The 22,974-nt window shown below is 58.1% G+C and carries 24 protein-coding genes and 1 pseudogene; 9 read left to right on the forward strand and 16 right to left on the reverse strand.

All coding sequences use genetic code 11. The annotated features are described in order from the left end of the window. Positions 1–320 precede the first annotated feature (320 nt). The 3 genes from QTL94_RS23470 to QTL94_RS23480 form a co-directional block, all read right to left on the reverse strand. The gene (locus QTL94_RS23470) at positions 321–599 is read right to left on the reverse strand and encodes a hypothetical protein (RefSeq protein ID WP_502944174.1); all 279 of its coding nucleotides are present in this window, start codon (positions 597–599) and stop codon (positions 321–323) included. Between the two features lie 12 nt (positions 600–611). After that, positions 612–911, reverse strand: coding sequence for a DUF982 domain-containing protein (locus QTL94_RS23475; protein WP_065691651.1), 300 nt, complete (start codon positions 909–911; stop codon positions 612–614). Between the two features lie 65 nt (positions 912–976). Further along, positions 977–1,453 (reverse strand): Hsp20 family protein, encoded by a 477-nt coding sequence (locus QTL94_RS23480; protein WP_289803243.1) that lies wholly within the window; start codon positions 1,451–1,453, stop codon positions 977–979. A 613-nt stretch (positions 1,454–2,066) separates the two neighbouring features. On the opposite strand from QTL94_RS23480, the gene QTL94_RS23485 reads away from it, so the two are divergent. The 3 genes from QTL94_RS23485 to QTL94_RS23495 are packed head-to-tail and all read left to right on the forward strand — an operon-like array spanning position 2,067 to position 4,358. Then, positions 2,067–2,381, forward strand: coding sequence for a co-chaperone GroES (locus QTL94_RS23485; RefSeq protein WP_113524561.1), 315 nt, complete (start codon positions 2,067–2,069; stop codon positions 2,379–2,381). A 58-nt stretch (positions 2,382–2,439) separates the two neighbouring features. Further along, on the forward strand, positions 2,440–4,068 hold the full coding sequence (gene groL / locus QTL94_RS23490) for a chaperonin GroEL (protein WP_065691648.1): 1,629 nt from the start codon (positions 2,440–2,442) through the stop codon (positions 4,066–4,068). Between the two features lie 53 nt (positions 4,069–4,121). Continuing rightward, on the forward strand, positions 4,122–4,358 hold the full coding sequence (locus QTL94_RS23495) for a hypothetical protein (RefSeq protein ID WP_289803244.1): 237 nt from the start codon (positions 4,122–4,124) through the stop codon (positions 4,356–4,358). 194 nt (positions 4,359–4,552) lie between these two features. Here QTL94_RS23495 and QTL94_RS23500 read toward each other — a convergent pair. After that, positions 4,553–4,851, reverse strand: a pseudogene (locus QTL94_RS23500) (chloride channel protein); the annotation flags it as partial. Positions 4,852–4,879: 28 nt separating this feature from the next. On the opposite strand from QTL94_RS23500, the gene QTL94_RS23505 reads away from it, so the two are divergent. Beyond that, the gene (locus QTL94_RS23505) at positions 4,880–5,506 is read left to right on the forward strand and encodes a permease (RefSeq protein WP_244499481.1); all 627 of its coding nucleotides are present in this window, start codon (positions 4,880–4,882) and stop codon (positions 5,504–5,506) included. 584 nt (positions 5,507–6,090) lie between these two features. Here QTL94_RS23505 and QTL94_RS23510 read toward each other — a convergent pair. Next, entirely contained in the window at positions 6,091–6,417 is a 327-nt protein-coding gene (locus QTL94_RS23510) for a hypothetical protein (protein WP_065691646.1), read from the reverse strand. A 57-nt stretch (positions 6,418–6,474) separates the two neighbouring features. On the opposite strand from QTL94_RS23510, the gene QTL94_RS28395 reads away from it, so the two are divergent. Next, a complete protein-coding gene (locus QTL94_RS28395; protein WP_083199358.1) occupies positions 6,475–6,702 on the forward strand; it encodes a DUF982 domain-containing protein in 228 nt (75 codons plus the stop codon). 814 nt (positions 6,703–7,516) lie between these two features. Here QTL94_RS28395 and hydA read toward each other — a convergent pair. From hydA to QTL94_RS23535, 5 genes are all read right to left on the reverse strand, one after another. Then, positions 7,517–8,911 (reverse strand): dihydropyrimidinase, encoded by a 1,395-nt coding sequence (gene hydA / locus QTL94_RS23515; protein WP_289803245.1) that lies wholly within the window; start codon positions 8,909–8,911, stop codon positions 7,517–7,519. Continuing rightward, complete coding sequence (locus tag QTL94_RS23520; protein ID WP_065691644.1) at positions 8,912–10,183, reverse strand: cysteine desulfurase-like protein; 1,272 nt, start codon at positions 10,181–10,183, stop codon at positions 8,912–8,914. 30 nt (positions 10,184–10,213) lie between these two features. Then, on the reverse strand, positions 10,214–10,951 hold the full coding sequence (locus tag QTL94_RS23525; protein ID WP_289803246.1) for an amino acid ABC transporter ATP-binding protein: 738 nt from the start codon (positions 10,949–10,951) through the stop codon (positions 10,214–10,216). After that, entirely contained in the window at positions 10,948–11,622 is a 675-nt protein-coding gene (locus QTL94_RS23530) for an amino acid ABC transporter permease (RefSeq protein WP_065691642.1), read from the reverse strand. The genes QTL94_RS23525 and QTL94_RS23530 overlap by 4 nt, the downstream gene beginning before the upstream one ends. Before the next feature lie 74 nt (positions 11,623–11,696). After that, on the reverse strand, positions 11,697–12,491 hold the full coding sequence (locus QTL94_RS23535; RefSeq protein ID WP_065691641.1) for a transporter substrate-binding domain-containing protein: 795 nt from the start codon (positions 12,489–12,491) through the stop codon (positions 11,697–11,699). A gap of 160 nt (positions 12,492–12,651) precedes the next feature. Between QTL94_RS23535 and QTL94_RS23540 the strand changes: the two genes are divergently transcribed. Continuing rightward, positions 12,652–13,341 carry a FadR/GntR family transcriptional regulator gene (locus tag QTL94_RS23540; protein WP_289803247.1) on the forward strand — a complete coding sequence of 230 codons (690 nt, stop codon included), beginning with the start codon at positions 12,652–12,654 and terminating at the stop codon, positions 13,339–13,341. Positions 13,342–13,495: 154 nt separating this feature from the next. On the opposite strand, the gene QTL94_RS23545 is transcribed toward QTL94_RS23540, so the two are convergent. The 4 genes from QTL94_RS23545 to QTL94_RS23560 all read right to left on the reverse strand — a co-directional run bounded on the left by QTL94_RS23545 (position 13,496) and on the right by QTL94_RS23560 (position 17,539). Continuing rightward, positions 13,496–14,149: a ChrR family anti-sigma-E factor gene (locus QTL94_RS23545; RefSeq protein ID WP_065691639.1), complete on the reverse strand. Its 654-nt coding sequence runs from the start codon at positions 14,147–14,149 to the stop codon at positions 13,496–13,498. Then, positions 14,146–14,778 carry a sigma-70 family RNA polymerase sigma factor gene (locus QTL94_RS23550; protein WP_354666073.1) on the reverse strand — a complete coding sequence of 211 codons (633 nt, stop codon included), beginning with the start codon at positions 14,776–14,778 and terminating at the stop codon, positions 14,146–14,148. The genes QTL94_RS23545 and QTL94_RS23550 overlap by 4 nt, the downstream gene beginning before the upstream one ends. 389 nt (positions 14,779–15,167) lie before the next feature. Beyond that, the gene (locus tag QTL94_RS23555) at positions 15,168–16,757 is read right to left on the reverse strand and encodes a putative bifunctional diguanylate cyclase/phosphodiesterase (protein WP_065691638.1); all 1,590 of its coding nucleotides are present in this window, start codon (positions 16,755–16,757) and stop codon (positions 15,168–15,170) included. A gap of 455 nt (positions 16,758–17,212) precedes the next feature. Next, entirely contained in the window at positions 17,213–17,539 is a 327-nt protein-coding gene (locus tag QTL94_RS23560; RefSeq protein WP_141683946.1) for a hypothetical protein, read from the reverse strand. Positions 17,540–17,934: 395 nt separating this feature from the next. Here QTL94_RS23560 and QTL94_RS23565 point away from each other — a divergent pair, with 395 nt between their 5' ends. Genes QTL94_RS23565 through QTL94_RS23575 form a run of 3 tightly spaced genes read left to right on the forward strand, consistent with a single transcriptional unit; the run spans position 17,935 to position 20,758 of the window. After that, on the forward strand, positions 17,935–18,948 hold the full coding sequence (locus tag QTL94_RS23565) for an ABC transporter substrate-binding protein (protein WP_065691636.1): 1,014 nt from the start codon (positions 17,935–17,937) through the stop codon (positions 18,946–18,948). Between the two features lie 49 nt (positions 18,949–18,997). After that, positions 18,998–19,864: an ABC transporter ATP-binding protein gene (locus QTL94_RS23570; RefSeq protein WP_502944175.1), complete on the forward strand. Its 867-nt coding sequence runs from the start codon at positions 18,998–19,000 to the stop codon at positions 19,862–19,864. Between the two features lie 12 nt (positions 19,865–19,876). Beyond that, positions 19,877–20,758 (forward strand): ABC transporter permease, encoded by an 882-nt coding sequence (locus QTL94_RS23575; RefSeq protein WP_065691634.1) that lies wholly within the window; start codon positions 19,877–19,879, stop codon positions 20,756–20,758. 81 nt (positions 20,759–20,839) lie between these two features. Here QTL94_RS23575 and QTL94_RS23580 read toward each other — a convergent pair whose 3' ends face one another. Further along, entirely contained in the window at positions 20,840–22,252 is a 1,413-nt protein-coding gene (locus QTL94_RS23580) for a sensor histidine kinase (RefSeq protein WP_065691633.1), read from the reverse strand. Further along, complete coding sequence (locus QTL94_RS23585; protein ID WP_065691632.1) at positions 22,242–22,910, reverse strand: response regulator; 669 nt, start codon at positions 22,908–22,910, stop codon at positions 22,242–22,244. Before QTL94_RS23585 ends, QTL94_RS23580 begins: the two co-directional genes overlap by 11 nt. Positions 22,911–22,974 lie beyond the last annotated feature (64 nt).

Below are 22,974 nucleotides of genomic sequence, written 5' to 3' on the forward strand. Positions count from 1 at the left end.
TGACGCCCGCGGGGGAAACGTTTAATCAACACTGAAACACGACACAGACCCAACTAGAGGTCAGGGAGGCGCGTGCAAGAATGTTCGATCGGAGCAACCGTATTGTCGCCTTGACGGTCTGGCGCAGATGTCACGATCCCAGTGCGGCGAAGGACACCGTGACGGGCTTGTTACGAAAGCACCAAATGCTGACCGGATCTTTTTGCGCGACGCAAGGTCAGCATTTGGAGAACATTCCTCCAAGCCCATCTGTCGTCTTCACCCGACTGGCTGTCGAGCCGGCCAGCACACCGAGCCCCGGGCCAGACATCGCCTCGACTTCAGATACCGTATCGGCGGTCAAGTTCCCCGAGCGCGGCCTGGACCTCATCGATCGTGACCGGTACCGGCGTTCCGGGAATCCGACGCAGAGCAGGCTTGGATTCGATGGCATAGAGGTCCGACGCCCAAGCCGCCAGTATTGCACGTTTGTCATGGGCGGACAGCGAATGCAGGTTGACAACGTCGAGTGGCCGCCGGAACCGGACGTTTGAGGGCAGCAGAACGGCCGGCCCCTTTGCTGCAACATCGTTGACGACCCGCGTTAAAACGTCGTTCATCATCGCCACACCTCAGCGCACGTGAGGATCTCGGTCACGTCCCAATCGAGAGGCCGCAACAACCCCTGTGTCAGGCGCGAGCAGATCATGCCTTTCGGCGAAGACAGTGAAGAGACTCCTTGCGGTCTCCGCCTCGATTTCACCACGCAGCGCCGCAGAACACGCCTTCAGGGCGATCGAATGGGCGGTATCTCTCGACGAAGAAGGCCACTCGCACAAATAGCGGTATGCGTCGAGGACAGAGCGGATCTCCGCCGGAAAGCCAAGACCGACGAGAATCGATACGGGTTTTCTGAACATATCGGGTTTCATGACACTCTCCTTTCCAACCCGGACTGTTGGCGGGCGCCGCGGCCACGGCGCCCCCTTGACCGCAGCTATGCTGCCTTGTGCGCCTTGATCTGCGCAGGGGATGTAGGCTTTTCGACTAGCGTCGCGCTCTTGATCAGAATCTTGCGAGCCTTCATCTCCTCTGGAATTTCTCGAACGAGCTCGATCGACAGCAACCCGTTGCTGAGATCAGCACCATCTACCCTGACGTGGTCGGCCAGCTCGAAGCGGTGCTCGAACGGGCGATAGGCGATACCGCGATGCAGATAGGCTTCAGCTTGCCCTTCAGGCTTCTTGCCGGCCACAGTCAGGAGATTGGACTGGAAAGTGATGTCGATGTCATCTCGCGTGAAACCGGCAACAGCGATCAATATCCGGTAGTTGTCGTCACCGGTCTTGACGATGTCATATGGTGGCCAATCGTTGGTCGAGCGAGCCCGCTGGGCGTTTTCCAAAAGGTCAAAGACCCGGTCGAAACCGACACTCGAGCGGAACAACGGTGCGTAGTCATAAGATGTTGCCATAGCCATATCCTCCTTGAAGCAACATGGGTACGGAGCGCCGAAAGTTGGCGCTTCCAGCGTAGCCAGCCCCGTCCACAGCGGCCGGCGGGAAACGATTTGGTTTTGGAAATCCCGGTTTCAAGACCGCCCAGAAAAAATTTTTGCGTAGCCTCGACGGGCGTTTAATCGCAGAAAGTGACTTGCCAGAACCGGAGTGAGGTGGCGGTCTAGAGGAAGAAGAGAAAGTTCTGCCACATGTCGTTTCAGACCCCATTCAGTGTCGGTGAATTTCGCCGGCAGATCTTCTCGGCGACGAGGTCCCAGCCGTCGAACGGGTTTGTGAGACCCGATGGGACGAGATGTCTCATCTGCATCTCGTGACGACTGGAGGGCGACGCGAAAACTTTTGGCCGCCAGCGGACATCAGCACAGTCAAATTTGTTTTATTGCTACTTTTCAAACGGTTACCGGAGCAGAGAGCGGACTGATAATTTTTTTCTTCTCGCCTCTTGAAATCGAAAAATCGCAAAAATAAATTTTCGCCGCGAACGCTCGATCGAGGTTCGCACCCGCCGGGACCTCGTGGGGCCCGGTCAGGGATCAACGTCATCTTTTTTGTCCAACGGAGGAAAACATGTCGTTCCGACCGCTTCATGACCGCATTCTTGTCCGCCGCGTCGCATCTGAGGAAAAGACCAAAGGCGGCATCATCATTCCAGACACTGCCAAGGAGAAGCCGCAGGAGGGCGAGGTCATCGCCGTCGGCCCCGGCGCGCGCAATGATGCCGGCCAGATCCAGGCGCTCGACGTCAAGGCTGGCGATCGCATCCTTTTCGGCAAATGGTCCGGGACCGAGATCAGGATCAACGGCGAAGATCTGCTGATCATGAAGGAAAGCGACGTCATGGGCATCATCGAGGCCCGGATCGATCAGAAAAAGGCCGCCTGAACAGGCCGCGATCACCAACGATCAGTCAACAATAGCTGCCTATTGAGGAGTTAAGGAAATGGCTGCGAAAGAAGTCAAGTTTCATAGTGACGCCCGGGAACGCATGTTGCGTGGGGTTGATGTGCTTGCAAATGCCGTGAAGGTTACGCTTGGTCCGAAAGGACGCAATGTCGTGATCGACAAGTCCTTCGGTGCGCCGCGCATCACCAAGGACGGTGTGTCGGTCGCCAAGGAAATCGAGCTGGAAGACAAGTTCGAGAACATGGGAGCTCAGATGCTGCGCGAGGTGGCATCGAAGACCAACGATCTGGCTGGCGACGGCACGACGACCGCAACGGTGCTTGCCCAGGCAATCGTCAAGGAAGGCGCCAAGGCGGTGGCCTCGGGGATGAACCCGATGGACCTGAAGCGTGGCATCGACCTTGGTGTCGATGCTGTGGTCAACGAACTCAAGGCCCGCGCACGCAAGATTACCAGCAACTCGGAGATCGCCCAGGTCGGCACCATTTCGGCCAATGGCGACGAAGAGATCGGCCGCTATCTCGCCAAAGCGATGGAAAAGGTCGGCAACGAGGGCGTCATCACCGTCGAGGAGGCCAAGACCGCTGAAACCGAACTCGAAGTCGTGGAGGGCATGCAGTTCGACCGCGGCTATCTCAGCCCGTACTTCGTCACCAATGCCGAGAAGATGCGCGTCGAGTTCGAGGACCCCTATATCCTCATCCACGAGAAGAAGCTGTCCAACCTCCAGTCGATGCTTCCGGTTCTCGAAGCCGTGGTGCAGTCGGGCAAGCCGCTCCTCATCATCGCTGAAGACGTCGAAGGCGAAGCTCTTGCAACGCTCGTCGTCAACAAACTGCGTGGCGGCCTGAAGATTGCTGCCGTCAAGGCTCCGGGCTTCGGCGATCGCCGCAAGGCCATGCTGGAAGACATCGCCATCCTGACGGGCGGCACGGTCATTTCCGAGGACCTCGGCATCAAGCTCGAGAACGTGACGCTGAACATGCTTGGCCGCGCCAGAAAGGTAGCGATCGAGAAGGAGAACACGACGATCATCGATGGCGTCGGCTCCAAGGCCGAGATCGACGGTCGCGTCGCCCAGATCCGAGCCCAGATCGAGGAGACCACCTCCGACTACGATCGCGAGAAGCTGCAGGAGCGCCTTGCCAAGCTTGCTGGCGGTGTCGCCGTCATCCGTGTCGGCGGCTCGACGGAAGTCGAGGTCAAGGAGAAGAAGGATCGCGTCGACGACGCTCTGCATGCCACGCGTGCCGCCGTCGAGGAGGGCATTCTTCCAGGAGGCGGTGTTGCGCTGCTGCGTGCGGTCACCGCACTCGACAATCTTGATACGGCCAACCAGGACCAGCGTGTCGGCATCGACATCGTGCGGCGCGCTATCGAATCCCCGGTGCGCCAGATCGCCGAGAACGCCGGCGCGGAGGGGTCGATTGTCGTCGGCAAGCTGCGCGAGAAAACCGACTTCGCCTACGGATGGAACGCGCAAAGCGGGGAATATGGCGATCTCTACGCCCAGGGCGTGATCGATCCCGCCAAGGTCGTCCGGACCGCACTTCAGGATGCAGCGTCGGTGGCCGGCCTACTGGTGACGACCGAAGCCATGATCGCAGAAAAACCCAGGAAGGACGCCGCACCGGCAATCCCCGCCGGCGCCGGCATGGACTTCTAAGGCAATCGAGCGGCCCCGCCCTGACTAAAGAGCGGGGCCGCACAGCAAGACGAATGATGAGTACGATATCGTTTCCCTCAAAGGACGAGGCGCGGCTATGTGCCAGTGTGGTGAGGAATATAGCCAGTGACCTGAACCTTTCAGGTGATCCTGCCTCGGTCGGCAAGCTGACCGTCGTCGTCGCCCGGCTCTTCAACAGCGGACTGCGCACCCACGAAGAACTGATGTCGGCCGCGATGCAATCGAGCGACTTGCCGGGCAGGCAGTTTAAGGCAGGGTTGCAACGCTAGCTCAGGAAATTGCGGTTCGCAGACCTCACGGCTCTGCGAACCGTGGGGTCTCCTTCTCTCACGCTTTTTGGAGTCCATGCCGGGTGAAGGGCTTCTCCTGCTTGACCGAGCCGTGCCGTCTCTGGGTTGCGTTAAGCCTCGCAATTATGAGGCCAGCACGACGGGACAGATCGCCATACAGCGTCAGCCACGTATCACCCTGCTGTCCGCTTCACGCGGATCGCCGCAGCGATGAACACGCGTGACAAACCGTGGTAGAGCGGCTCGTGGGAGAGAAGTTGTGACGTCACATAGCTGATCATAGACACCGCCATGATCGGGATCACCGCATGGTGATCGCCGGTCATTTCGAGAATGATGACGAAGGCCGTCATTGGCGCCTGTACCACGCCTGAGAAATATCCCGCCATGCCCGGAATGGCTGCAAGTCCGATGCTGCTACCGAGCCAACCGTGCTGCCGAGGCCAGCGCCAACAGCGAGCGATGGGGCAAAGTGCCGCCGGGTAGAGACGGTGACGGTAATGGACTTCATGAAATTGCTTAAATTGCTCGAGGAGCTTCTCTATGAGATGGTGTCGTGGCTTGTCTTTTATCGGATCACGATGTGGCGTTCGAGCGTCGGCCCCTTCCGGATGATGCAATATGCTGATGACGAGCTCGCCGATCGTCCTGAATCTCCTTCTTACCCTTCTGATCGCACATGCGGTTTCCAGCGCCCTTCCCTCGATTTATGCGGACGCAGCCCTTCCCGCGCTCCTTTCATCAACCGCCAATCTCCTGCTGCACGTGGCGTGATTTCCGGCGTCTTGCCCTTGGTAATGGCCGTCACGCTGGTGAAGAGGAAGAAAATCAGATTGACCAGGGAGACATTGCGACCTCCTTTCTACAGCCAGTGTTATGTTGCATCGCTTTTCGTGCTGTTCGCGGGCTTCGGTTTGGACCTTATCCTCATTCCTCATCAATCTGGTTTGGCGGCGGGGATCGGGGTGGTTGCAGTCGCTACGATCTGGTATGGCCTGGCTCAGGTCCGATGGTTCAGGTACGATCTGGCCATTAGCACCGCTGCGGGTGTGGTGCTGTTCGTTGGCAGGCTTTTAGTCGCGATTCTTGTGATCATTGCCTTGGCTTTGGTAATTGCCTGGCACTGAGAAACTGGAAACGAGGGCGATCGGCTGCGGCGCCACCCAAGCCGTCCAGTGGACGAGACCTGATGACACCGCCCAAAGCAATGCTATACTTGGGTAGCCAACCGAAATTCTTCGATCTCGACGCAGAGAGCGTCCCGCGCCAAGACGAACGGTCTTGGCCCTGACTTCCTACTAATATCATCAAGCGCGATCATCATCCGCTTTTCCGCATCGTCCAGCCGTCCCAATGCTGCGGAAATTTCACTGTCGGTCGCCACTCAACCTCGTAGCCAGCAAGATCATAGCCCTTCAGAGCGCGTGTCCGCTTCAGAAGTCGTGCCACTTGTCGATCCAGTTCTTATCGAGAGCCCATGTCGCAGCCACCCTAGAATCTTCAGGTTGAAGGTACCGCAGGTGTTTGCTAGCAAGATCCCAGCGACCTTTTCGAACGACAGTCCAGTCCCGATAACCGTCGGCACGGGGCAATCCTCTACAGCATGCGATCCGGGGCCTCTTCCCGAACGCATTTTGCAGCAACGCTTTGCGTGGCTGCTAACCCGCCGGCCTCCTATCTATGCAATCACTACATCCCCTTGGAACGGTCATTATGAATTGACACAAAGACGAATGAGCCATGACAGGACGGCTCCGACAATACGGAAGGGGTTTGCCCGCGTATCCTGTACCGCGACCGTGACGGAGGCGAGGTCCTCCCGCTCCTGGCTTTCAAGTCTTCGGCGATGCTTGTCGAGCGCATTGACGACAGTACACAAGTTTGTGGCCGTCCGCTCATCCAATCCCTGAAGCGGGCGCCCCATATGCTCGGCAGGCCAGCCGGTGAAGACATCCGACACCATCCAGCTACCTTCGACCTCGCAACGCATCGCGAACCGGTCCGTCTCGCGAGCCATGAACGTGTATGACCTGGCCATTGAGCGTTCTCTAGCAGAAATCGGTTGTGGCGTCACGATTGAGATCGCCATTTCGGGATGTGTACGCGCGTCGTATCAGTCGTCTGGGGGACTTCGCTTCTGACAGGGGATCTGGCTCAACCCGGCCAGTGTTTGTTGGACGAGGCCGGTGGGATCACGCTGCAGGCCGGCTTGGACAAGTCCTTCAGCAGGATCTCCCATGCCCTTGATTTCTTGGAGCGAGACTGGCCGATGCGCTCGAATGGTTGTCACGACGCCGCAGTATCAACCTGCCGTCGCGCTTGAAAGGTCGCGACCTAGGCCAATCGCAAGCTCACGCCTCGGGTTAGGGAGAAATTCGAACGACTCGTAAAGATGGTGGTCGCTGGCCGCCGACACGAGAAGCTGCGACGCAACACAAATGCAGCTCCTCGCAATTTATACGTCCCGGTATCTCATCCCCGTGACATTCAAGAAAATACTAGAACATCGTAAACAGATTGCTGTCGCGTTCGAAGGCTCTTGGGAGGAGCGGCCCAGTGCAGGTCGAAGACGTGAACCGATCATTCAAGTTGACTTCATCGCGCGATTGCCGCTGCGCGCTCATGGTCAACAGCAATGGCACACCCTGCGGCTCCATAGTCCTAACCACGACGCGGGCCTTGATTTCTTTCGTCGCCGGGTCTCTTTCTTACCTCGATAGACCAGGTGCCGCGCAACGCACCGGAAAACGTTACGTCGGAGAATGTCGGTTTCTCGGCCGCAGTGGAAGCAGCCGTGATGACCGCGCTTTGCCGCCAGTCAACTCTCCTCACCCGGTTTCGCGCGATTTACTGTCGCAGCAAAGCCGGGATTTTTGTACTGGTATAGCAGCGTCTCGTCGTTAGCTGCTCGGTCAAAAAGGCTAACGCCATGGAAAACGAGTTTCAGTCTTTGTCGGAGCAGCCCTCAGCATCCTCGTGCCAGGAATGTTATGAGATACCACTATCCCGGGCTGGAAGATGCCGAATGAACTCGAAGGCAGCAACACAGCCAACACGACGACGATCGATGAGCTCGAGCGAGCCATCGCCGACGCACATGGAGCGGCCTTCAACCCACAACAACCGTGAACTGATGGTCAAGTCCGGGCACTCCTGCGCAGATACTGGCCCTGTCCCAGGGTGCCCGCCAAAGCGCCGCCGCTGACGATCGCCCTGCCCCTGAGCATCGTAAGGACCGGCCACCCAATGACCTCTAGCCCCTCATAAGGCGTGTAATCTGCACCATGGTGCAAAATGTCGTTCGTGATCGTCACGTTCCTGTGCGGGTCCCAGAGAGCAATATCAGCGTCAGAACCAATGGCAATAGTGCCCTTCTGGGGATAAAGCCCATACTGTTTGGCATGGTTTGTCGACGAGAGCGCCACGAAGCGATTGATATCAATGCGGCCTTTGCTCACCCCTTCCGAAAACAGGATGGGGAGCCGAGTTTCCACTCCAGGGATACCGTTTGGAATCCAACGATAGTGCCGTTTTCCCTTCTCGTTCAACTTGCCGCAGTCGTCCTCATATCTGAAAGGGCAATGGTCGGACGAGAAAAGCTCAAAAGTACCGCTCTGCAGCCCTTCCCAACAGGCCTCCTGACTTTCCTTGTCGCGCGGTGGCGGGGAGCAAACGAACTTCGCGCCCTCAAGTTCCGCGGCATCGAGATCATCGGCGGTCAGAAGAAGATACTGCGGGCAGGTCTCGCCCGCGACCTTGCCGCCCCGCTTGCGTGCGCGCTCGATCTCTTCCATCGCCTGCCGGTTCGACACATGCACAATTACAATCGGCGTACCGACGATCTCGGCAAGCGAAAGCGCACGGTGGGTCGCTTCGCGTTCAGCCGCCGCCGGTCGGCTGAGGGCATGAAACTTCGGTGCGAAATCGCCGTTTTGCTCGTGATTGCCGATCAGGTAGCGGATCGCGTCTTCGTTCTCGCAGTGAACCATTACCAACGCGCCGGACTGTCTGGCGCTGTCCAGCGTATCGAGGATCTGGTCATCCCTGAGACGAAGATTTTCATAGGTCATGAAGACCTTCAGCGACGTGTATCCATCCTCGACGAGAGCAGGCAATTCCTGGCCCAGCACGTATGGCGTCGGGTCGGTAACGACGAGGTGAAACGAAACATCGATATAGCATTCGCCCTCGGCCTTGGCATGATAGGCCTTGAGAGATTGGCGCAGCGTAGTCCCCTTCTCCTGCATGCAGAAGGTCAGTAGAGTCGTGTTGCCTCCGAAAGCTGCCGAGCGCGTGCCGCTCGCAAAATCGTCGGCCATCACAATGCCGTCGCCAGACGGCTGGGCGAGATGGACGTGACTGTCGATCCCGCCCGGCATGACATAAAGACCGGAAGCGTCGATGATTTCGTCAGCGTCATCAAGAGACGTTGCAAGCGCGGTGATCTTCCCGTCGCGAATGCCGACATCGCTCTTGAAGGTGTCGCTGGCGGTAACGACGGTGCCATTCTTGATGATCGTGTCGAAATTCATTCAGGCAGCGCCCCGTTTCTGGTCGGCATCATTGCTGCCGAGTATTTCGTCAAGCGCGGCGATCAGACGGTCGACCTCGCCAATGGTGTTATAGTGAACCATGGAGACGCGCACGGCGCCGTTATATTGCGGCAGACCGACATGATCACCGAGGCGCCGCGCATGAAAGTCACCGAACCGGATCGCAATCTTGTAGGCGTCCATCGCCTTGCAAATATCTTCCGAATTGCGGCCTTCGATAACAAAGCTGATTGTCGGTATGCGCCTTCCATCCCTGTTCGCCGTCTCCCCGATGATCCGGCAGTCGTTGCGGCTGCGCAGGTAGGAAAGCAGGCGATCGGTCAGGGCATTCTCCTGCACGGTGATCGCCTCAAAGGCAGCAAGGATCAACTGGCGTTGCGAACCAGTTCCACCCGATTTCTTGCCTAGCTCGCACAAGTAGTCGACGATCCCCGTCACGGCGTAGGCCAATTCGTAGTTCGGATTGCCCGGCTCAAGCTTGCCGGGCACCTTATCGCGTCCGTAGAAGAAATGATAAAGCGGATCGAGCTCCAGAAGGCAATCGTACTTCCCATACATCATCGCGTAGTGGGGACCGTAGGTCTTGTAGAAGCTGAAGACGTAGTAGTCGACGCCCATAGCTTGGACATCGACCGCGCGGTGCGGTGCGTAGGCCACGGCGTCGACGCAGATGCGAGCGCCATGAGCGTGGGCGACAGCGGCGATCTCGGCAATCGGGTTGATCGCTCCAAGGATATTGGACACGTGCGTCACGCAGACAAGTTTGGTTCTCGCCGTCAGAAGTGGCTTGAGATCGGCGAGGTCGAGCTGGTAGGTCGTGGTGTCAAGCGGCCAGAACTTGATGACCACGCCCATGTCGCGCAGGCCGTCCCAGGGCCCAATGTTGGACTCGTGGTCCGAGATCGTCACGATGATCTCGTCCCCTGCTGAGAGTTGGCTGCGCATGGAACGGGCGAGGTTTTGAAGCAGCACCGTCGTGGAGCTGCCGAAGACGATCTCCTCCGGCCGGGAGGCGTTGACAAGGTGCAACGCTGCAATCCGGCTTTCCATCAACGCCCTGGCAGCCTGCTGCGAGACGTCGTAACTTCCCCCGATCTGGACGTTCTTGTCGTAGAGAAATGTGTTTATCCGCTCGACGGCATGCTTGAGAATCTGGGAGCCGCCGGCGTTGTCGAAAAACACCCAGCCGTGCTCAAGCCCAGGGAACTGGCTCCGTACGAAATCGATGTCGAGTTGGCGTTGCGTTTCCATGGATCCTCCGAAAAACTTTGTCTTTTCTTGTCAATGATTGAGAACGGCGCGCAGGAAGCTCTTCGTGCGTTCCTCGCGCGGATTGTCGAAAATCTCGGTTGGCGTGCCGACTTCGACAATTCGGCCGCTGTCCATGAAAATCACCCGGTCCGCGACCTGACGAGCGAAACCCATTTCATGGGTCACGACGATCATCGTCACGCCGGTGCCGGCAAGCTTGCGCATGACGTCAAGGACTTCCCCCACCATTTCGGGATCAAGCGCGGATGTCGGCTCGTCGAACAGCAGGACGCGAGGTTCCATGGCGAGTGCACGAGCAATCGCTACACGCTGCTGCTGGCCACCCGACAGTTGTTCGGGATACTTGTCGGCCTGCGCGGTGATGCCAACACGGGCAAGCAGTTCCCTCGCCTTTCGGGCCGCTTCCTCGGGCGGCGTGCCGCGCACGCGCATCGGTGCGATCATGATGTTCTTCAAGACGCTCAGATGCGGGAACAGATTGAAGGACTGGAACACCATGCCGACTTCGGCGCGAACCTGGGGAAGGTTTTTACCCCGCTCGACCTTGATGCCATCAACCTCGATCCGGCTTTGGCTCGAGAAGCTTTCGAGGTGATTGATACAACGGATCAGGGTCGACTTGCCCGAGCCAGACGGGCCGATTACACAGACCACCTCACCTTCGGCAATCGCCAGATCGATGCCGTGAAGCACCTGGAAATCACCATAGAACTTGTCCAGGTTCTGAATGTTCACGATGGTCTTCATCTGCGCCTCCCTGCACTGAAGCGTTTTTCGAGATGGGCGACGACGGTCACCATCGGCCACAGGAACGCGATATAGATGACCGCAGCGCCGATCAGTGGCGACGGGTTGGCCGCCAGCGCCTGCGCTTGTGTTGCCTGCTTCAGGAGATCGGGCATCGCCACCACGGACGCGAGCGCCGTATCCTTCATCACGTTGATGCAGTTGTTGGTGAGTGGCGGTATTACGATCTTGATCGCCTGGGGCAGAATGATCTCCACCATCATGTGACGATAGGACAGGCCAAGCGCCTCGGAAGCCTCAAACTGTCCACGAGGAATGGCCTCGATTCCGGCCCGGAATATCTCCGCGGTGTAGGCCGTCGAGACCATCATGAGGGCGCTCACCGCCGAGACGAACGGCGAAAGCCGGATGCCCACGAATGGCAGTGCGTAGTAGATGACGATCAGCAGCACGAGCAGCGGAATGGACCTGAAGATGTCGATGTAGATCTTCGCCAGGGTCTGCGCCCACAGCGGGCCGTACAACCGAAGCAAAGCAAGGACCAGGCCACCGACAAGGCCGCCAACGATGCTGACGACGCCCAGCTCAAGCGTCACCCAGAGTCCGGAAAGCATCAGCGGAAACGACCGTTCCAGCACCGCCACATTGAAGAAAGTCGAGAATATGTCCATGAAATCACCAGGCTGGCGTTACGGGACGGATGGCAGGCGCCCTGGCCTGCCATCCGCAACCTTGGCCAACCGACTTACTTTGCCGTAGGCATATCTGCGACCTTGACCGTGGTGGTCGTGTCTTCGGCTTTCGCACCGAACCACGTCTGGTGAAGTTTGGCGATAAAGCCTTCACCCTTCAGCTTCGTGATCACGTCGTTGACCTCCTTTGCGAGAGGGTCACCCTTGTTGAACATGATCGAATATTTCTCACCAGTGGGGATGCGTTCAACGACCTTGATGTCGGGCTTGTCCTTGACGTAGTACTGGAGCGCCGGGATGTCGCTGATGTAACCATCGACACGACCTGCAGCGAGATCGAGCATGGCCGGCTGAAGGCCCTCGAAGCGCCGAATCTCACCGAGACTGTATTTGGCAGTGTTGTTGGTTGCCCACATGTCGCCGGTCGAGCCCGTATCGACGCCCACGACCTTGCCGCTCATCCCCTTCAGATCCTTGATGCCACTTGACGCCATGACGGTGAGCGACTGATCGCTGTCGTAGTAGGGTTGAGCGAAGCTCACCGACTCGAGGCGTTTGTCCGTTATGGTGATCGACGAGACCGCCATGTTGATGCGGCCGGACTGCACGGCCGAAAAGAGCCCGTTGAACGGGATGTTCACAAACTCCACTGACTTATTGAGGCGCTTTGCGATCTCGGTGACGAGGTCGACTTCGAATCCGACGGTCTTGCCGGTTTCGTCCTGAAATTCCCATGGGACATTGCCGATATTGGCGCCAACGGTGAGATCGGCCGCGTGGGAGGCCACTCCCACCAGCGCCATAACGCCCGAGAGTATGACAGTCTTCAAAATCGAAAAACGACGCATTGTAGGTTCCCCTTGTTTTGTCGCGCGCATTTTTGCTATTGGTCTAACCGGTCTGACCAGTCAGGCCAAATCAAGCACGGTCTATTGAAATATGCAAGCGACTGATGATTAAAATGCGATACGAGCCAACGCGGGCCTCATTCCGCTGAAAGACGACAGCATGCTGAACAGGACACTGGTGCCGCAATCTGCGGCGCGGCTGATACAGGACATGATCCAGAGCGGTGAACTCGCCGCCGGCCAGAAGTTCCCGTCGCAGCGCGAATTCTCGACAAGGCTCGGCATCAGTCGTGCCTCGCTGCGCGAAGCATTGCTGACGCTGGAGACGCTGGGTTTGATAAAAACGGAAGCCGGACGCGGGACATTCGTTGCCGACCGGGCCAGGACTTCCAGGAACGATATGGCGCCCTGGCGCTACTCCAGCAGCTACTCGGTGTTTGATGTCTTCCAGACACGCATCATGCTTGAGGGCAGCATCGCGTCCCTGGCAGCCGGCCGCCTGACCGGCAATCAGCTGCAGGCGATGGAGGCGGCTACGAAACAGATGGAAGAGTGCTGGGCAAAACAGGATCTGCTTGCAAATGTCGAAGCGGACCTCGAGTTTCACGCGATCATCGCGTCGGCATGCAGCAATGCGATGATGCGGGCGCTATACGACGTAATCCGCGCGCAATTGACCGAGACGCAGCGCCAGCCCATCCCAATCACCGAGCCAGCGCGCATGCAAGCTTCGATCGCGGAGCATCGGCGGATCATCTCAGCCCTTCGCGACAACGATCCAGAGCGCGCCCGCAAGGAAATGGAAACTCACGTTCTGAATACGGCACGCTGTGCCGGCCTCAACCCCTGAGGCTTCCACCAAGGAGCCTCGCGCATTCATACCCGAAAGGCCCGACCGGATAATCCGGCGCCCGGCGGTGAAAACAGATCGATTTTATTATCAGTGCCTTACCGATGATATTTAACTTCGACTATCATTCGTGGATACAGATCAATGGCGTTGATCATATGCCAAGAAGGGGCTGAATGAGCCGCAGAAGACGGCTGCTGAACCGCAATGGAGCGTCCGTCACAGCCAGGCAGATGCAATCCTGATCTTTTCCTGCACGCGGCGTGTGCAGCACGTCAGCGTCTGCCATCTCCACATCACCGCGCCCGAAAGTGGAGATCTCGTCCGAAAAGCTTCCGGACAATACGAGCGTCAGCTCATTGCCGGCGTGAGTGTGCTCTGGAACGGGCTGTCCGGCGGGGATCTTAAGCAATCGCACCGTGGTGGTCATGTCGTCCGTTCGCACGATCATCTGCGCGGCACCGCCACTTCCGAGGCGACGCCAGTTCAACCCACCGGCTCGATCAACATAGGATCGAAGAGGTTCAGGCAAGAGATCGTCGGCAGGTTTGGGCCGGAGCGGCACGATGTTATCAATCTCGCCGGCATCTATGCGGCGCTTGAGCTGTTGCCAGCTCTCGTCGAGGTCTTCGACGTCAACAGCCTCTTCCTCGAGAAAATGGCCGCCTAGCGCCTCGAAAACACCAAGACGTTCCCGGCATGACGGACACAAGGCCAGATGGGTAGCGACGCCTATGCTCCATCCTTCACCCAGCTGTCCCGCAGCGTAGCGCATCAGCATCTCGTCTTCGATGTGATGACGGATCATTTGCTTGTTTCCTGCAGCGCCCATCTTAGCTTCTCGCATGCCAATCGTATCCTCGACTTCACAGTGCCCAAGGGTATCCCCAATGCCGAGGAGATTGCCGCATGCGGCATCTCCTCAAAATACGACATCCGTAGCACAGCCAGATACTCTTCCTTCAGTTTGCCGAGTGCCTCCGTCAGTGCAGCAGTGTTCTCGGCGGCGATCATCAGTTCGTCGGCGGGTCGCTCAGCGTCAGGAACGAACGCGGGATCGTTTTCATCGAACTGAGGGGCCCGGCGCCGCAGGGAATCGATGTACAAGTTGCGGGCGATCGTGAAGATCCAGGTAGAAACCTGTCCCTTCTGTGGGTCGAATTGATCCGCCTTGCGCCAGACCGACAACATCACTTCCTGCGAGAGCTCGTCGGCGGCCACGACGTTCTTCGTCAATTTGCGCATGTGCGATCTAAGTCGCGGCAAGAAGTGCATATACAGGGCCTCGAACGCGACCACGTCTCTCGCTGTCGCCACAGCTGACATCAACGCCTTCAGTTCAAGCTGTCTCTCCGTCGGATCACTGAATTCCATCGATTTAGTTCGCTTCCTCACGCTTATGCGAGGCAGACGCGCCTTTACCGCTCCAGCAAACATCTTGGTCACTTCGTTACGAGTTCGGTCGAATGCCTATACGTGGGTCGACGGGGTTCGGATCAAAATTCGCCCCGCTTGCCGACCTGATACACCTGCAATAACGGTCTTGCCCGCGTCAGAGTTCGCTCGGCGCTCGTTTGAACTGCCGTTCTCCGGACAGGGCACCGCCCCTCGCGCGAACACAAGCGCATCGCCGGTGCTCTCGGAACAAGCGGCTTGTTCGGCGAGATTGCGGCGCCCTAGCTGCGACAAACGCAGGTACCACGTAGTTGAAGCCAAAGTTTCCTGATTGGCCGTTCAAGCGCTCAGGGATATCCAACAAGCCGAAACGCGATGACGCGGACGACGGTACGCCGTGGAAACGCCGCATCTCGCAGCAATCCGACCGTCTAGTCAGACGATTGCAGTACCGACCTTTGAACGCGAGACTGCTGAATAACCGCCTGGACTTGATCGATGGGCACTGGCCTCCCAAGTAGATATCCCTGACCAATATCGCAGCCGAGTTCCTGGAGACGTTGAAGCTGGGTCTGCTTTTCGATCCCTTCGGCCGTGATCTTCACACTTAAGCCCGTTCCCAGCGAGATGATCGCCCTGACGAGCTTCTCCTGCTTTTCACTGCTCTCGAACGTTGCCACGAAGCTTTTGTCGATCTTGATCTTGTCGAACTGATAGTTGGACAACTGCGAAAGACTGGAAAATCCCGTGCCGAAGTCGTCCAAGGCGATCCTTATCCCCGCCTCTGTCAGACCGTCGAGCACCTCTCGCGCCGTTTCCGTATCCTGTATCAACGCGCTTTCCGTCACTTCCAGCTCGACGCGATGGGTGGGAAGGCCGACCTCCCCCATGATGTTCAAAAGACGGAGGCCGAGCAGCCGGTCACTGAGTTGCACAGGCGAAATGTTGAAAGAAAGTGCGATGTTCGACGGCCACGACAAGGCGTCGTGACATGCCGTCCGGAACAGGTGATCGGTGATTGCGACGATGAGGCCCGCGTCTTCGGCAACGGGTATGAATTTGCTGGGAGGAACATACGTCCCGGCTTCCGTTTCCCATCTGGCGAGTGCCTCGAAACCGACGATTTCCCTTGTGTTCAAGTCCACGAGCGGCTGGTAGTGAGGACGGATCAATCCATCATTGAGCGCATTCTTCAAGGCGGATTCCATTTTGACGCGCGCCACCAAATCCTGCTGCATTGACGAAGCAAAGATCCTTGCGTTGTTCCGGCCCGCTTTCTTGGCCGCGTACATTGCGCAATCCGCATATTGGAGAACGGCGTTCAAATCGTCACTGTCTTCGGGGTAACGCGCGATGCCAACGCTAGCGCCCATATCAAGTGTCGCCCCGTTGGTAGCGATGGGTTTGCTGATACTTTCGATGATGTGCTGCCCCACAGCAACCAGATCCTGAGCTCCGTGCCTCGTGGTTACAACGGCAAACTCGTCCCCTCCCAGGCGATAGACCTCACCTCCTGGGAAGATGTTCGACAACCTGTCGGCAACCGTTCGCAATGCCTGATCGCCGTAGCCGTGTCCAAAAAGATCATTGATCTTCTTGAAGCCATCAAGGTCGATGCTGAACACCGTATGCCGCGTATTCACACCACCAGACGTCGGACGTGCCGAAATTGCGTCAAGCAATCGCCGATTTGGAAGTTCGGTCAGGGGGTCGTGGCAGGCAATCCAGTCGACGTTCTTCTCCGCCGCAATTCGCCGCTCGATCTCCGTCGCCATGTCCTTAATCCTGATCAAGGAGTAGATAAGACCAAGCACGCCAGCAATGCTGAACGCCGTGAAGACCTCGTCCAGGTTATATTCCTCATAAGATATGAAGAAGCGATCGAGCGCTTCATGGCTGTTGAAATACAGGGCCAGTCCAAAGAGAAGAACGAAAAGCCCAGACCAGAGGAGGAGTTCAAATTGGGCACGGTTATGCTTGATCAAAGGAAGTGCGTCTCCACAGGACAGGACGGGCTTCATGCCTGGGTGACGGGCTCCATCGCCCTCCAGTGAGCAGAGTAACAATTTCTTGTTATCAGGCCATTAAGGCAGATGTTACTAAGCGATTGTTTAAATTGGATTTTTTCACGCTGTCGTTGTGATCGAGACGAAGCCCTGCACAGCGGTTGCAGCTGCTTTCGGCAGCAGTCCTCCCTGGGCAGATTGCCCTTGGCTTGACGCCTGCCAGTTGATCCAGGCGCAGCCGAGCTTTGATCCCTGCTGAGCCAGCCGGTCAGACCAGATAGAAGCATTTTACGAAAATCCGAGTTCGGCGCGGCTGGAAAAGCGGTTACCGGCCAATTCCGCTTTCGATATCTGATCCAGCCGTTTGGCCAAATCGGTGCCCGTGTGGACATTGGCACAATTCGTAGACGCGTCGCCTCGACACGTCGCCGAGGCGACTCGACAAGCCAAGGCGAACCGGTGCGAGGGCATCAAGAAGCCTGGCTGATTTCGGTTGCCAAGTTATGGCCCTTCTTCTGGCAATGAATTTTTATCTTTTCGCCAATCTTCATCTTGTGAAGATAATTGGATGTCGCGAAGAGGTAGGCATGCACAGGATCGAGGTGTGTATCGATCGAATCGCGCCTACCGAGTAGGCGGCGAACGCTGCAGGCGCGCTGAGCGGAAGAGCTGTCGAGATGGCTATATAGAATACGTGTTTCGCGACGTTTTCTCCATTGCGAGAGCGGCATGATTGCCGAGCAACACGCACAGGTTCCTTCCAATTGTCCTCGAGAACATTGAGCTACATCAAACATCAGCGATCTCGTTCATCGCCACCTCTCAATCGCCCAGTCCAACGTCGTTCAGGTCCGAGCGGTCCGTGATGAAAGCGTGGCAAGCTCTACCACGATTGAGCACTCACCTTCGGTCGCTTGCAATTGGGACCTGCTGACGGGCCGAATGACACTTCATGCATGCCGCGCGTTAGCCCCCGGAACATCCCTGTTAATCTTGTCGGATCACCAGATCCTCAAGAAACGCCCGATATCAACAATCGTGTCCTACGGTCCCACAAACGCCTCCAACCGGGCGCTCGATCTCTGAAAGCGAACTGAAAGCTTGGCCGGCATAAGAAGGAGGCGGCATCGTGGAGGAGACGCGATCACCGTAAATCGGAAACGATGCGGATATTCAATTTGGAGGAAACCTGATGCGTTCTTCGCGCAGCCTATTTTACACCGTCGCTTTTTCCACATTTGTTGCCGCGGCGTCGCTTGCCTCGCATGCAGCGCAAGCCGCCGACAAGATCACCATCATGGTCGGTGGATACGAGAAGCAGATCTATCTCCCGGCAAAGCTCGCTGAATCGCTTGGCTACTTCAAGGATGAAGGCCTCGACGTCGAGTTGTTGAACGAGGCCGCAGGGGTTGATGCCGAAAACCAGCTTCTCGCCGGAGCCGTACAAGGGGTCGTCGGCTTTTACGATCACTGCGTCGACCTGCAGGCCAAGGGCAAGTTTGTCGAATCCATCGTTCAGTTCAGCCAAGCTCCGGGCGAAGTGGAAATGGTCTCGTCCAAGCACCCGGAGATCAAATCGCCTGCCGATTTCAAGGGCAAGACCCTCGGCGTCACCGGCCTTGGCTCGTCGACCAACTTTCTCACGCTCTTCATGGCATCCAAGGCCGGGTTGCAGCCTGGCGACGTCGTGACCGTCCCGGTTGGTGCCGGCGGCACCTTCATCGCCGCCATGCAGCAGGATCAGATCCAGGCGGGCATGACGACCGAGCCGACGATCTCGCGGCTGATCAAAACAGGAGAAGCGAGCGTTCTCGTCGACATGCGTACCGTCGATGCGACCCGCAAGGCGCTTGGCGGCACCTATCCTGCCGCTTCCCTCTACATGGAAACCTCCTGGGTAGACGCCCACAAGGACGAAGCCCAGAAACTTGCCAACGCCTTCGTGAAGACGCTCAAGTTCATCAACACGCATTCGGCGGCCGAAATCGCCGACAAGATGCCGAAGGACTTCTACGTTGGCGACAAGGACGGCTACATCAAGGCGCTCGATGAGGGCAAGGGCATGTTTACGCCTGGTGGCGTGATGCCGGAAGATGGCCCGAAGACGGTTCTCGCCGTGCTGTCCGAGTTCTCCAAGAACGTCAAGGGCAAGCAGATCGACCTTACGAAAACCTATACGACGGAGTTCGTCAAGAACGCCAAGTAAGGCCATCGTGCCGCTTCCGATTGGACGTGGAGGCGGCACGGATCGATCCATGGGCACTGCGTGCACGCGCCCGAAAAGCACGCCTTCAGGTATTCAAATGGTACAGGATAACAACGCAATCCCGGCGATCGAACTGATCAACGTCAGCCGCCGCTTTGTCTCGCCGACAGGCAAGTCGCTGACTGCGTTACGTGATTTCAACATGACGGTTGGGCGCGGCGAATTCGTGGCCGTCGTCGGACCGACGGGATGCGGCAAGTCGACGACGCTTAATCTGGTGACGGGTCTGGCACGGCCGAGCGCCGGGGAAGTCCGACTGATGGGAGGACCGATCACCGGGATCGACCCACGCGTCGGTTTCGCGTTCCAGACCGACGCTCTCTTCCCCTGGAAGAGCGTGATCGACAACGTCATGGCAGGTCCGCTTTTTCGCGGCAAGAGCAGGGCCGAGGCAGAGAGAAGCGCGCGAGACTGGCTCGCACGTGTAGGCCTGTCGAAGTTTCAGCATCACTACCCACACCAGCTTTCGGGCGGAATGCGAAAGCGAGTTTCACTGGCTCAGACGTTCATCAACGAGCCGGAAATCCTCCTCATGGACGAGCCCTTTTCGGCGCTCGACGTCCAGACCCGTACCGTCATGCATGAGGAACTTCTGAAGTTGTGGGCCGAACGAAAGGCCTCCGTGGTCTTTGTCACGCATGATCTCGAAGAGGCAGTCGCACTTGCCGACAAGGTCTATGTGCTCACGGCGGGGCCGGCGACGGTCAAGTCGGTCTATACGATCGATCTGCCCCGTCCTCGCGTCGTGTCCGAAATCCGCTACGAGCAGCATTTCATCGATTACTGCAAGACGATCTGGGAAGATCTTCGCGAGGAGGTGGAGACAAGCTACCGCCGCGCGAGCGAAGCAGCCTGAGGAGGAGACATCATGGCGAACACAACCCTTTCGGCCGGTTCGGCCACCATGTTCCGTCCGGGTACTTCGGATGCGGAGATCGAGACATCCGCAATGAGGGCGATCCGCCGGCGCAGCCTGATGGTGCGCTTCTGGCAGATTGCGATCCTGGTCGTCGGTATCGGCACGTGGGAGCTCGCCTCCAACATGAACTGGATCGATCCGTTCTTTTATTCAAGCCCGAGCGGGGTCGTCCTGCGTCTTTATGAGTGGGCGACAGAAGGAACCACGGAAGGCTCCCTCTGGTACAATCTTTGGGTGACGATGGAAGAAGCGCTCATCGGCTTTTTCGCCGGCTCCATCGCGGGTGTCTTCGTTGGGATCGGCCTCGGCCGCAACCGCTTCCTCTCCGACATCTTCTCGGTCTACATCAAGGCGATCAACTCCATTCCGCGCGTTGTGCTCGCGCCGATCTTCATCATGATCATGGGGCTTGGGCTGCCATCCAAGGTGGCGCTCGCGTTCATCATGGTATTTTTCGTCGTCTTCGCGAATGCCTTTCAGGGGGTACGCGAGGCTGACCGCAATCTGATCGCCAACGCCCGCATCCTCGGTGCTTCCGACTGGCAGGTCACGCGAACGGTTGTGATCCCTTCGGCCATGAGCTGGATTTTCGCCAGCCTGCACGTTTCGTTCGGCTTTGCCATTATCGGCGCGATTGTCGGTGAATTCGTCGGCGCCCGCTTTGGGATCGGCCAGTTGATATCCATCGCCAAGGGCACGTTCGATGCCGCTGGCATGTTTGCGGCCATTCTTCTCGTCATGGTCGTGACCCTGGTCGCAGAATTTATCATGACCCTCATTGAGAACCGCCTGGCCAAATGGCGTCCCCAGCAGCACATGGACAGCCAGTAACTCGGTCCACGTCCTCCCAAGACTGACCAATGATAAAAGGCTGGGCTTACTGCCCGGCCTTTTATCATTTTGACCGGAGTGTCAGCCGCCAGCTCCAGCCAGCGGCAGACGCACGGTAACAAGCAGGCCCCCTCCCGGAGCGTCAGAAAGAGAGACCGAGCCGCCGGAGCCGTCGACAACTTCGCGAACGATCGACAGTCCCAGACCACTTCCCTCGCTCTCCGTTCCGATAACCCGATAGAACCGTTCGAATACGTGCTGCCGCTCGGCCAGCGGAATGCCCGGCCCATTATCTTCGACCGTGAGAACAGCCATGCCCTCGTTCTTGTGAACGGCAACCGTCACCTGCCCGTTGGCCAGGCAATAGCGAATCGCGTTGTCGACGAGATTGACCAGCATCTCCCGCAACATCGTTCCGTCGCCCGCGACCAGGACAGGCCCATCCGTTTCCAGTCCAACATCGATATGACGCCGCAGCGCTTCCTCTGCCTGGGCAGCCAGAATGTCGCTGGCGGCAGTGGCAAGATCGATCAGGTCGTGACGCGGCCTGCGGCTCCCGGGCTCGGCGCGCGACAGGGTCAGAAGCTGGCTGGCCAGGCGTGACGTCTGGCGCGTGCTCGAACGAAGGGCTTGCAGCGCCTCGTCACGTCGTGCGGTGTCGGGTTCACGCGCAGCAAAACTCGCCTGCATCTGGATCAGGGCCAGGGGGGTTCGCAACTGATGGGCGGCGTTGGAGACGAAGCGCCGTTGCGCGGCCATCTGGTTCTGTACGCGTTCCATATGATCGTTGAGCGCATGAACGAGCGGCCGCAACTCCGTCTGGACCATCTGTGGCGGCAAGGGATCCAGGCGATCGCGTCCGCGCTCCCGTACCGCGTCACGCAACCGAAGCGCTGGCGCAAGACCGCGCTGCAGACCGATAATGGTGACGAGACCTGCGAAAAAAACCAGTATGAACTGCTTGGAAAAATCGGAGAGCCAGAGCTGACGCCGTAACGCGTGCTGGCTCCCGTGGGTTACGGCAACGGTTACGGAAATCGCACCGTCATCTGGCAGGCCGACGACGGGATGATCGAGCGTGATGGCTCGCACGCCGTCGGCACGGAAAATCAGGTCTTCTCCGGTCCGCTGCCTTGCCGGCAAGGGTAGATCAGGAAATCCGCTGATGAGAGTGCCCCATGCGGTTCTCACCTGGTAGAAAACCCTGTCACCAAAGCCGGTGTCGAACATTTCCAGCGCAGCCGGGGGAACATCAACCTGGGCGTTGCCGCCGTCGTCAACACTAACGGCTTCTGCGATAACGCGGGCCGAGGACAGGAGCGTCCTGTCGGTGACGAGCTTCGAGGTCGCATCCGCGGTCTTGAAGCTGTCGTAGAGATTGAAGCAGATTGCTCCAACCAGTGTCAGCACGACCCAGCCGAGCAGCTGCACCCTCAGGCTCTGGCTGAGACGAACGGCGCCAGTTCGTACTTTTTCCAACAGACTATTGGGCATGTCGAAGCAGATAGCCGAGCCCGCGCAAGGTTGCGATTTGCGCAGTACTGCCCTCCAGTTTCTTGCGAAGACGATGGACATAGATCTCGATGGAACTCGGATCGGCATCGTCGTCAAACCCGAAGACACTGTCGGAGAGCGCAGCCTTCGAGACTGTTGTCCCTGCCTTCATGACGAGATGCTGCAGGACCGCATATTCCCTTGGCGTCAATTGCAGGGCGTTGCCGGCAACGAAGAACTGTTTCGTACCCCCGGAAAAACGCAGATCACCAACGACGATCTCGGACGATGCCCTGTCCTGTCCACGCCGCACTACCGCTCGCAACCTGGCTTCGAGTTCGGTGATTTCGAAGGGCTTGGCAAGGTAATCGTCGGCGCCGCTGTCCAGGCCGGTCACCCTGCCGTCAAGGCTCGCGTTTGCTGTCAGGATGATCACCGGAACCTTGTTGCCTGACTGCCGCAGACGCTTCAGCAGGGTCAGGCCATCGAGCTTTGGGAGGGAGAGGTCGAGAACCACGGCAGCATATTCGGCTACCTTGAGCAGGTGATCGGCGTCCTCGCCGTCATGGGCGATATCGACCACATATTGCGCTTGCCGCAGGGCTCTTCCAAGCCATGCCGCGAGATCCTTGTTGTCCTCCACCACGAGCAGTCTCATCCATATTTCTTAGCATGCTCGAAGCGCTCCTAGGAAGCGTCGCAAAGATATCATTGATGCTCGG

The sequence above is a fragment of the Rhizobium sp. S96 genome, assembly GCF_030382195.1.
In the GTDB taxonomy this organism is placed as follows: Bacteria; Pseudomonadota; Alphaproteobacteria; order Rhizobiales; family Rhizobiaceae; genus Rhizobium.

Excerpts from the sequence above, each read along its gene's own strand:
- QTL94_RS23560 (WP_141683946.1), bottom strand. The coding sequence starts at position 17,539 with ATGTTTGATGTAGCTCAATGTTCTCGAGGACAATTGGAAGGAACCTGT.
- QTL94_RS23505 (WP_244499481.1), top strand. The coding sequence starts at position 4,880 with ATGGACTTCATGAAATTGCTTAAATTGCTCGAGGAGCTTCTCTATGAG.
- hydA (WP_289803245.1), bottom strand. The coding sequence starts at position 8,911 with ATGAATTTCGACACGATCATCAAGAATGGCACCGTCGTTACCGCCAGC.
- QTL94_RS23485 (WP_113524561.1), top strand. The coding sequence starts at position 2,067 with ATGTCGTTCCGACCGCTTCATGACCGCATTCTTGTCCGCCGCGTCGCA.
- QTL94_RS23580 (WP_065691633.1), bottom strand. The coding sequence starts at position 22,252 with ATGCCCAATAGTCTGTTGGAAAAAGTACGAACTGGCGCCGTTCGTCTC.
- groL (WP_065691648.1), top strand. The coding sequence starts at position 2,440 with ATGGCTGCGAAAGAAGTCAAGTTTCATAGTGACGCCCGGGAACGCATG.
- QTL94_RS23565 (WP_065691636.1), top strand. The coding sequence starts at position 17,935 with ATGCGTTCTTCGCGCAGCCTATTTTACACCGTCGCTTTTTCCACATTT.
- QTL94_RS23480 (WP_289803243.1), bottom strand. The coding sequence starts at position 1,453 with ATGGCAACATCTTATGACTACGCACCGTTGTTCCGCTCGAGTGTCGGT.
- QTL94_RS23585 (WP_065691632.1), bottom strand. The coding sequence starts at position 22,910 with ATGAGACTGCTCGTGGTGGAGGACAACAAGGATCTCGCGGCATGGCTT.
- QTL94_RS23475 (WP_065691651.1), bottom strand. The coding sequence starts at position 911 with ATGAAACCCGATATGTTCAGAAAACCCGTATCGATTCTCGTCGGTCTT.
- QTL94_RS23470 (WP_502944174.1), bottom strand. The coding sequence starts at position 599 with ATGAACGACGTTTTAACGCGGGTCGTCAACGATGTTGCAGCAAAGGGG.
- QTL94_RS23510 (WP_065691646.1), bottom strand. The coding sequence starts at position 6,417 with ATGGCCAGGTCATACACGTTCATGGCTCGCGAGACGGACCGGTTCGCG.
- QTL94_RS23525 (WP_289803246.1), bottom strand. The coding sequence starts at position 10,951 with ATGAAGACCATCGTGAACATTCAGAACCTGGACAAGTTCTATGGTGAT.
- QTL94_RS23540 (WP_289803247.1), top strand. The coding sequence starts at position 12,652 with ATGCTGAACAGGACACTGGTGCCGCAATCTGCGGCGCGGCTGATACAG.
- QTL94_RS23555 (WP_065691638.1), bottom strand. The coding sequence starts at position 16,757 with ATGAAGCCCGTCCTGTCCTGTGGAGACGCACTTCCTTTGATCAAGCAT.
- QTL94_RS28395 (WP_083199358.1), top strand. The coding sequence starts at position 6,475 with ATGTGTACGCGCGTCGTATCAGTCGTCTGGGGGACTTCGCTTCTGACA.
- QTL94_RS23545 (WP_065691639.1), bottom strand. The coding sequence starts at position 14,149 with ATGATCCGTCATCACATCGAAGACGAGATGCTGATGCGCTACGCTGCG.
- QTL94_RS23550 (WP_354666073.1), bottom strand. The coding sequence starts at position 14,778 with ATGTTTGCTGGAGCGGTAAAGGCGCGTCTGCCTCGCATAAGCGTGAGG.
- QTL94_RS23570 (WP_502944175.1), top strand. The coding sequence starts at position 18,998 with ATGGGCACTGCGTGCACGCGCCCGAAAAGCACGCCTTCAGGTATTCAA.
- QTL94_RS23495 (WP_289803244.1), top strand. The coding sequence starts at position 4,122 with ATGATGAGTACGATATCGTTTCCCTCAAAGGACGAGGCGCGGCTATGT.
- QTL94_RS23535 (WP_065691641.1), bottom strand. The coding sequence starts at position 12,491 with ATGCGTCGTTTTTCGATTTTGAAGACTGTCATACTCTCGGGCGTTATG.
- QTL94_RS23575 (WP_065691634.1), top strand. The coding sequence starts at position 19,877 with ATGGCGAACACAACCCTTTCGGCCGGTTCGGCCACCATGTTCCGTCCG.
- QTL94_RS23530 (WP_065691642.1), bottom strand. The coding sequence starts at position 11,622 with ATGGACATATTCTCGACTTTCTTCAATGTGGCGGTGCTGGAACGGTCG.
- QTL94_RS23520 (WP_065691644.1), bottom strand. The coding sequence starts at position 10,183 with ATGGAAACGCAACGCCAACTCGACATCGATTTCGTACGGAGCCAGTTC.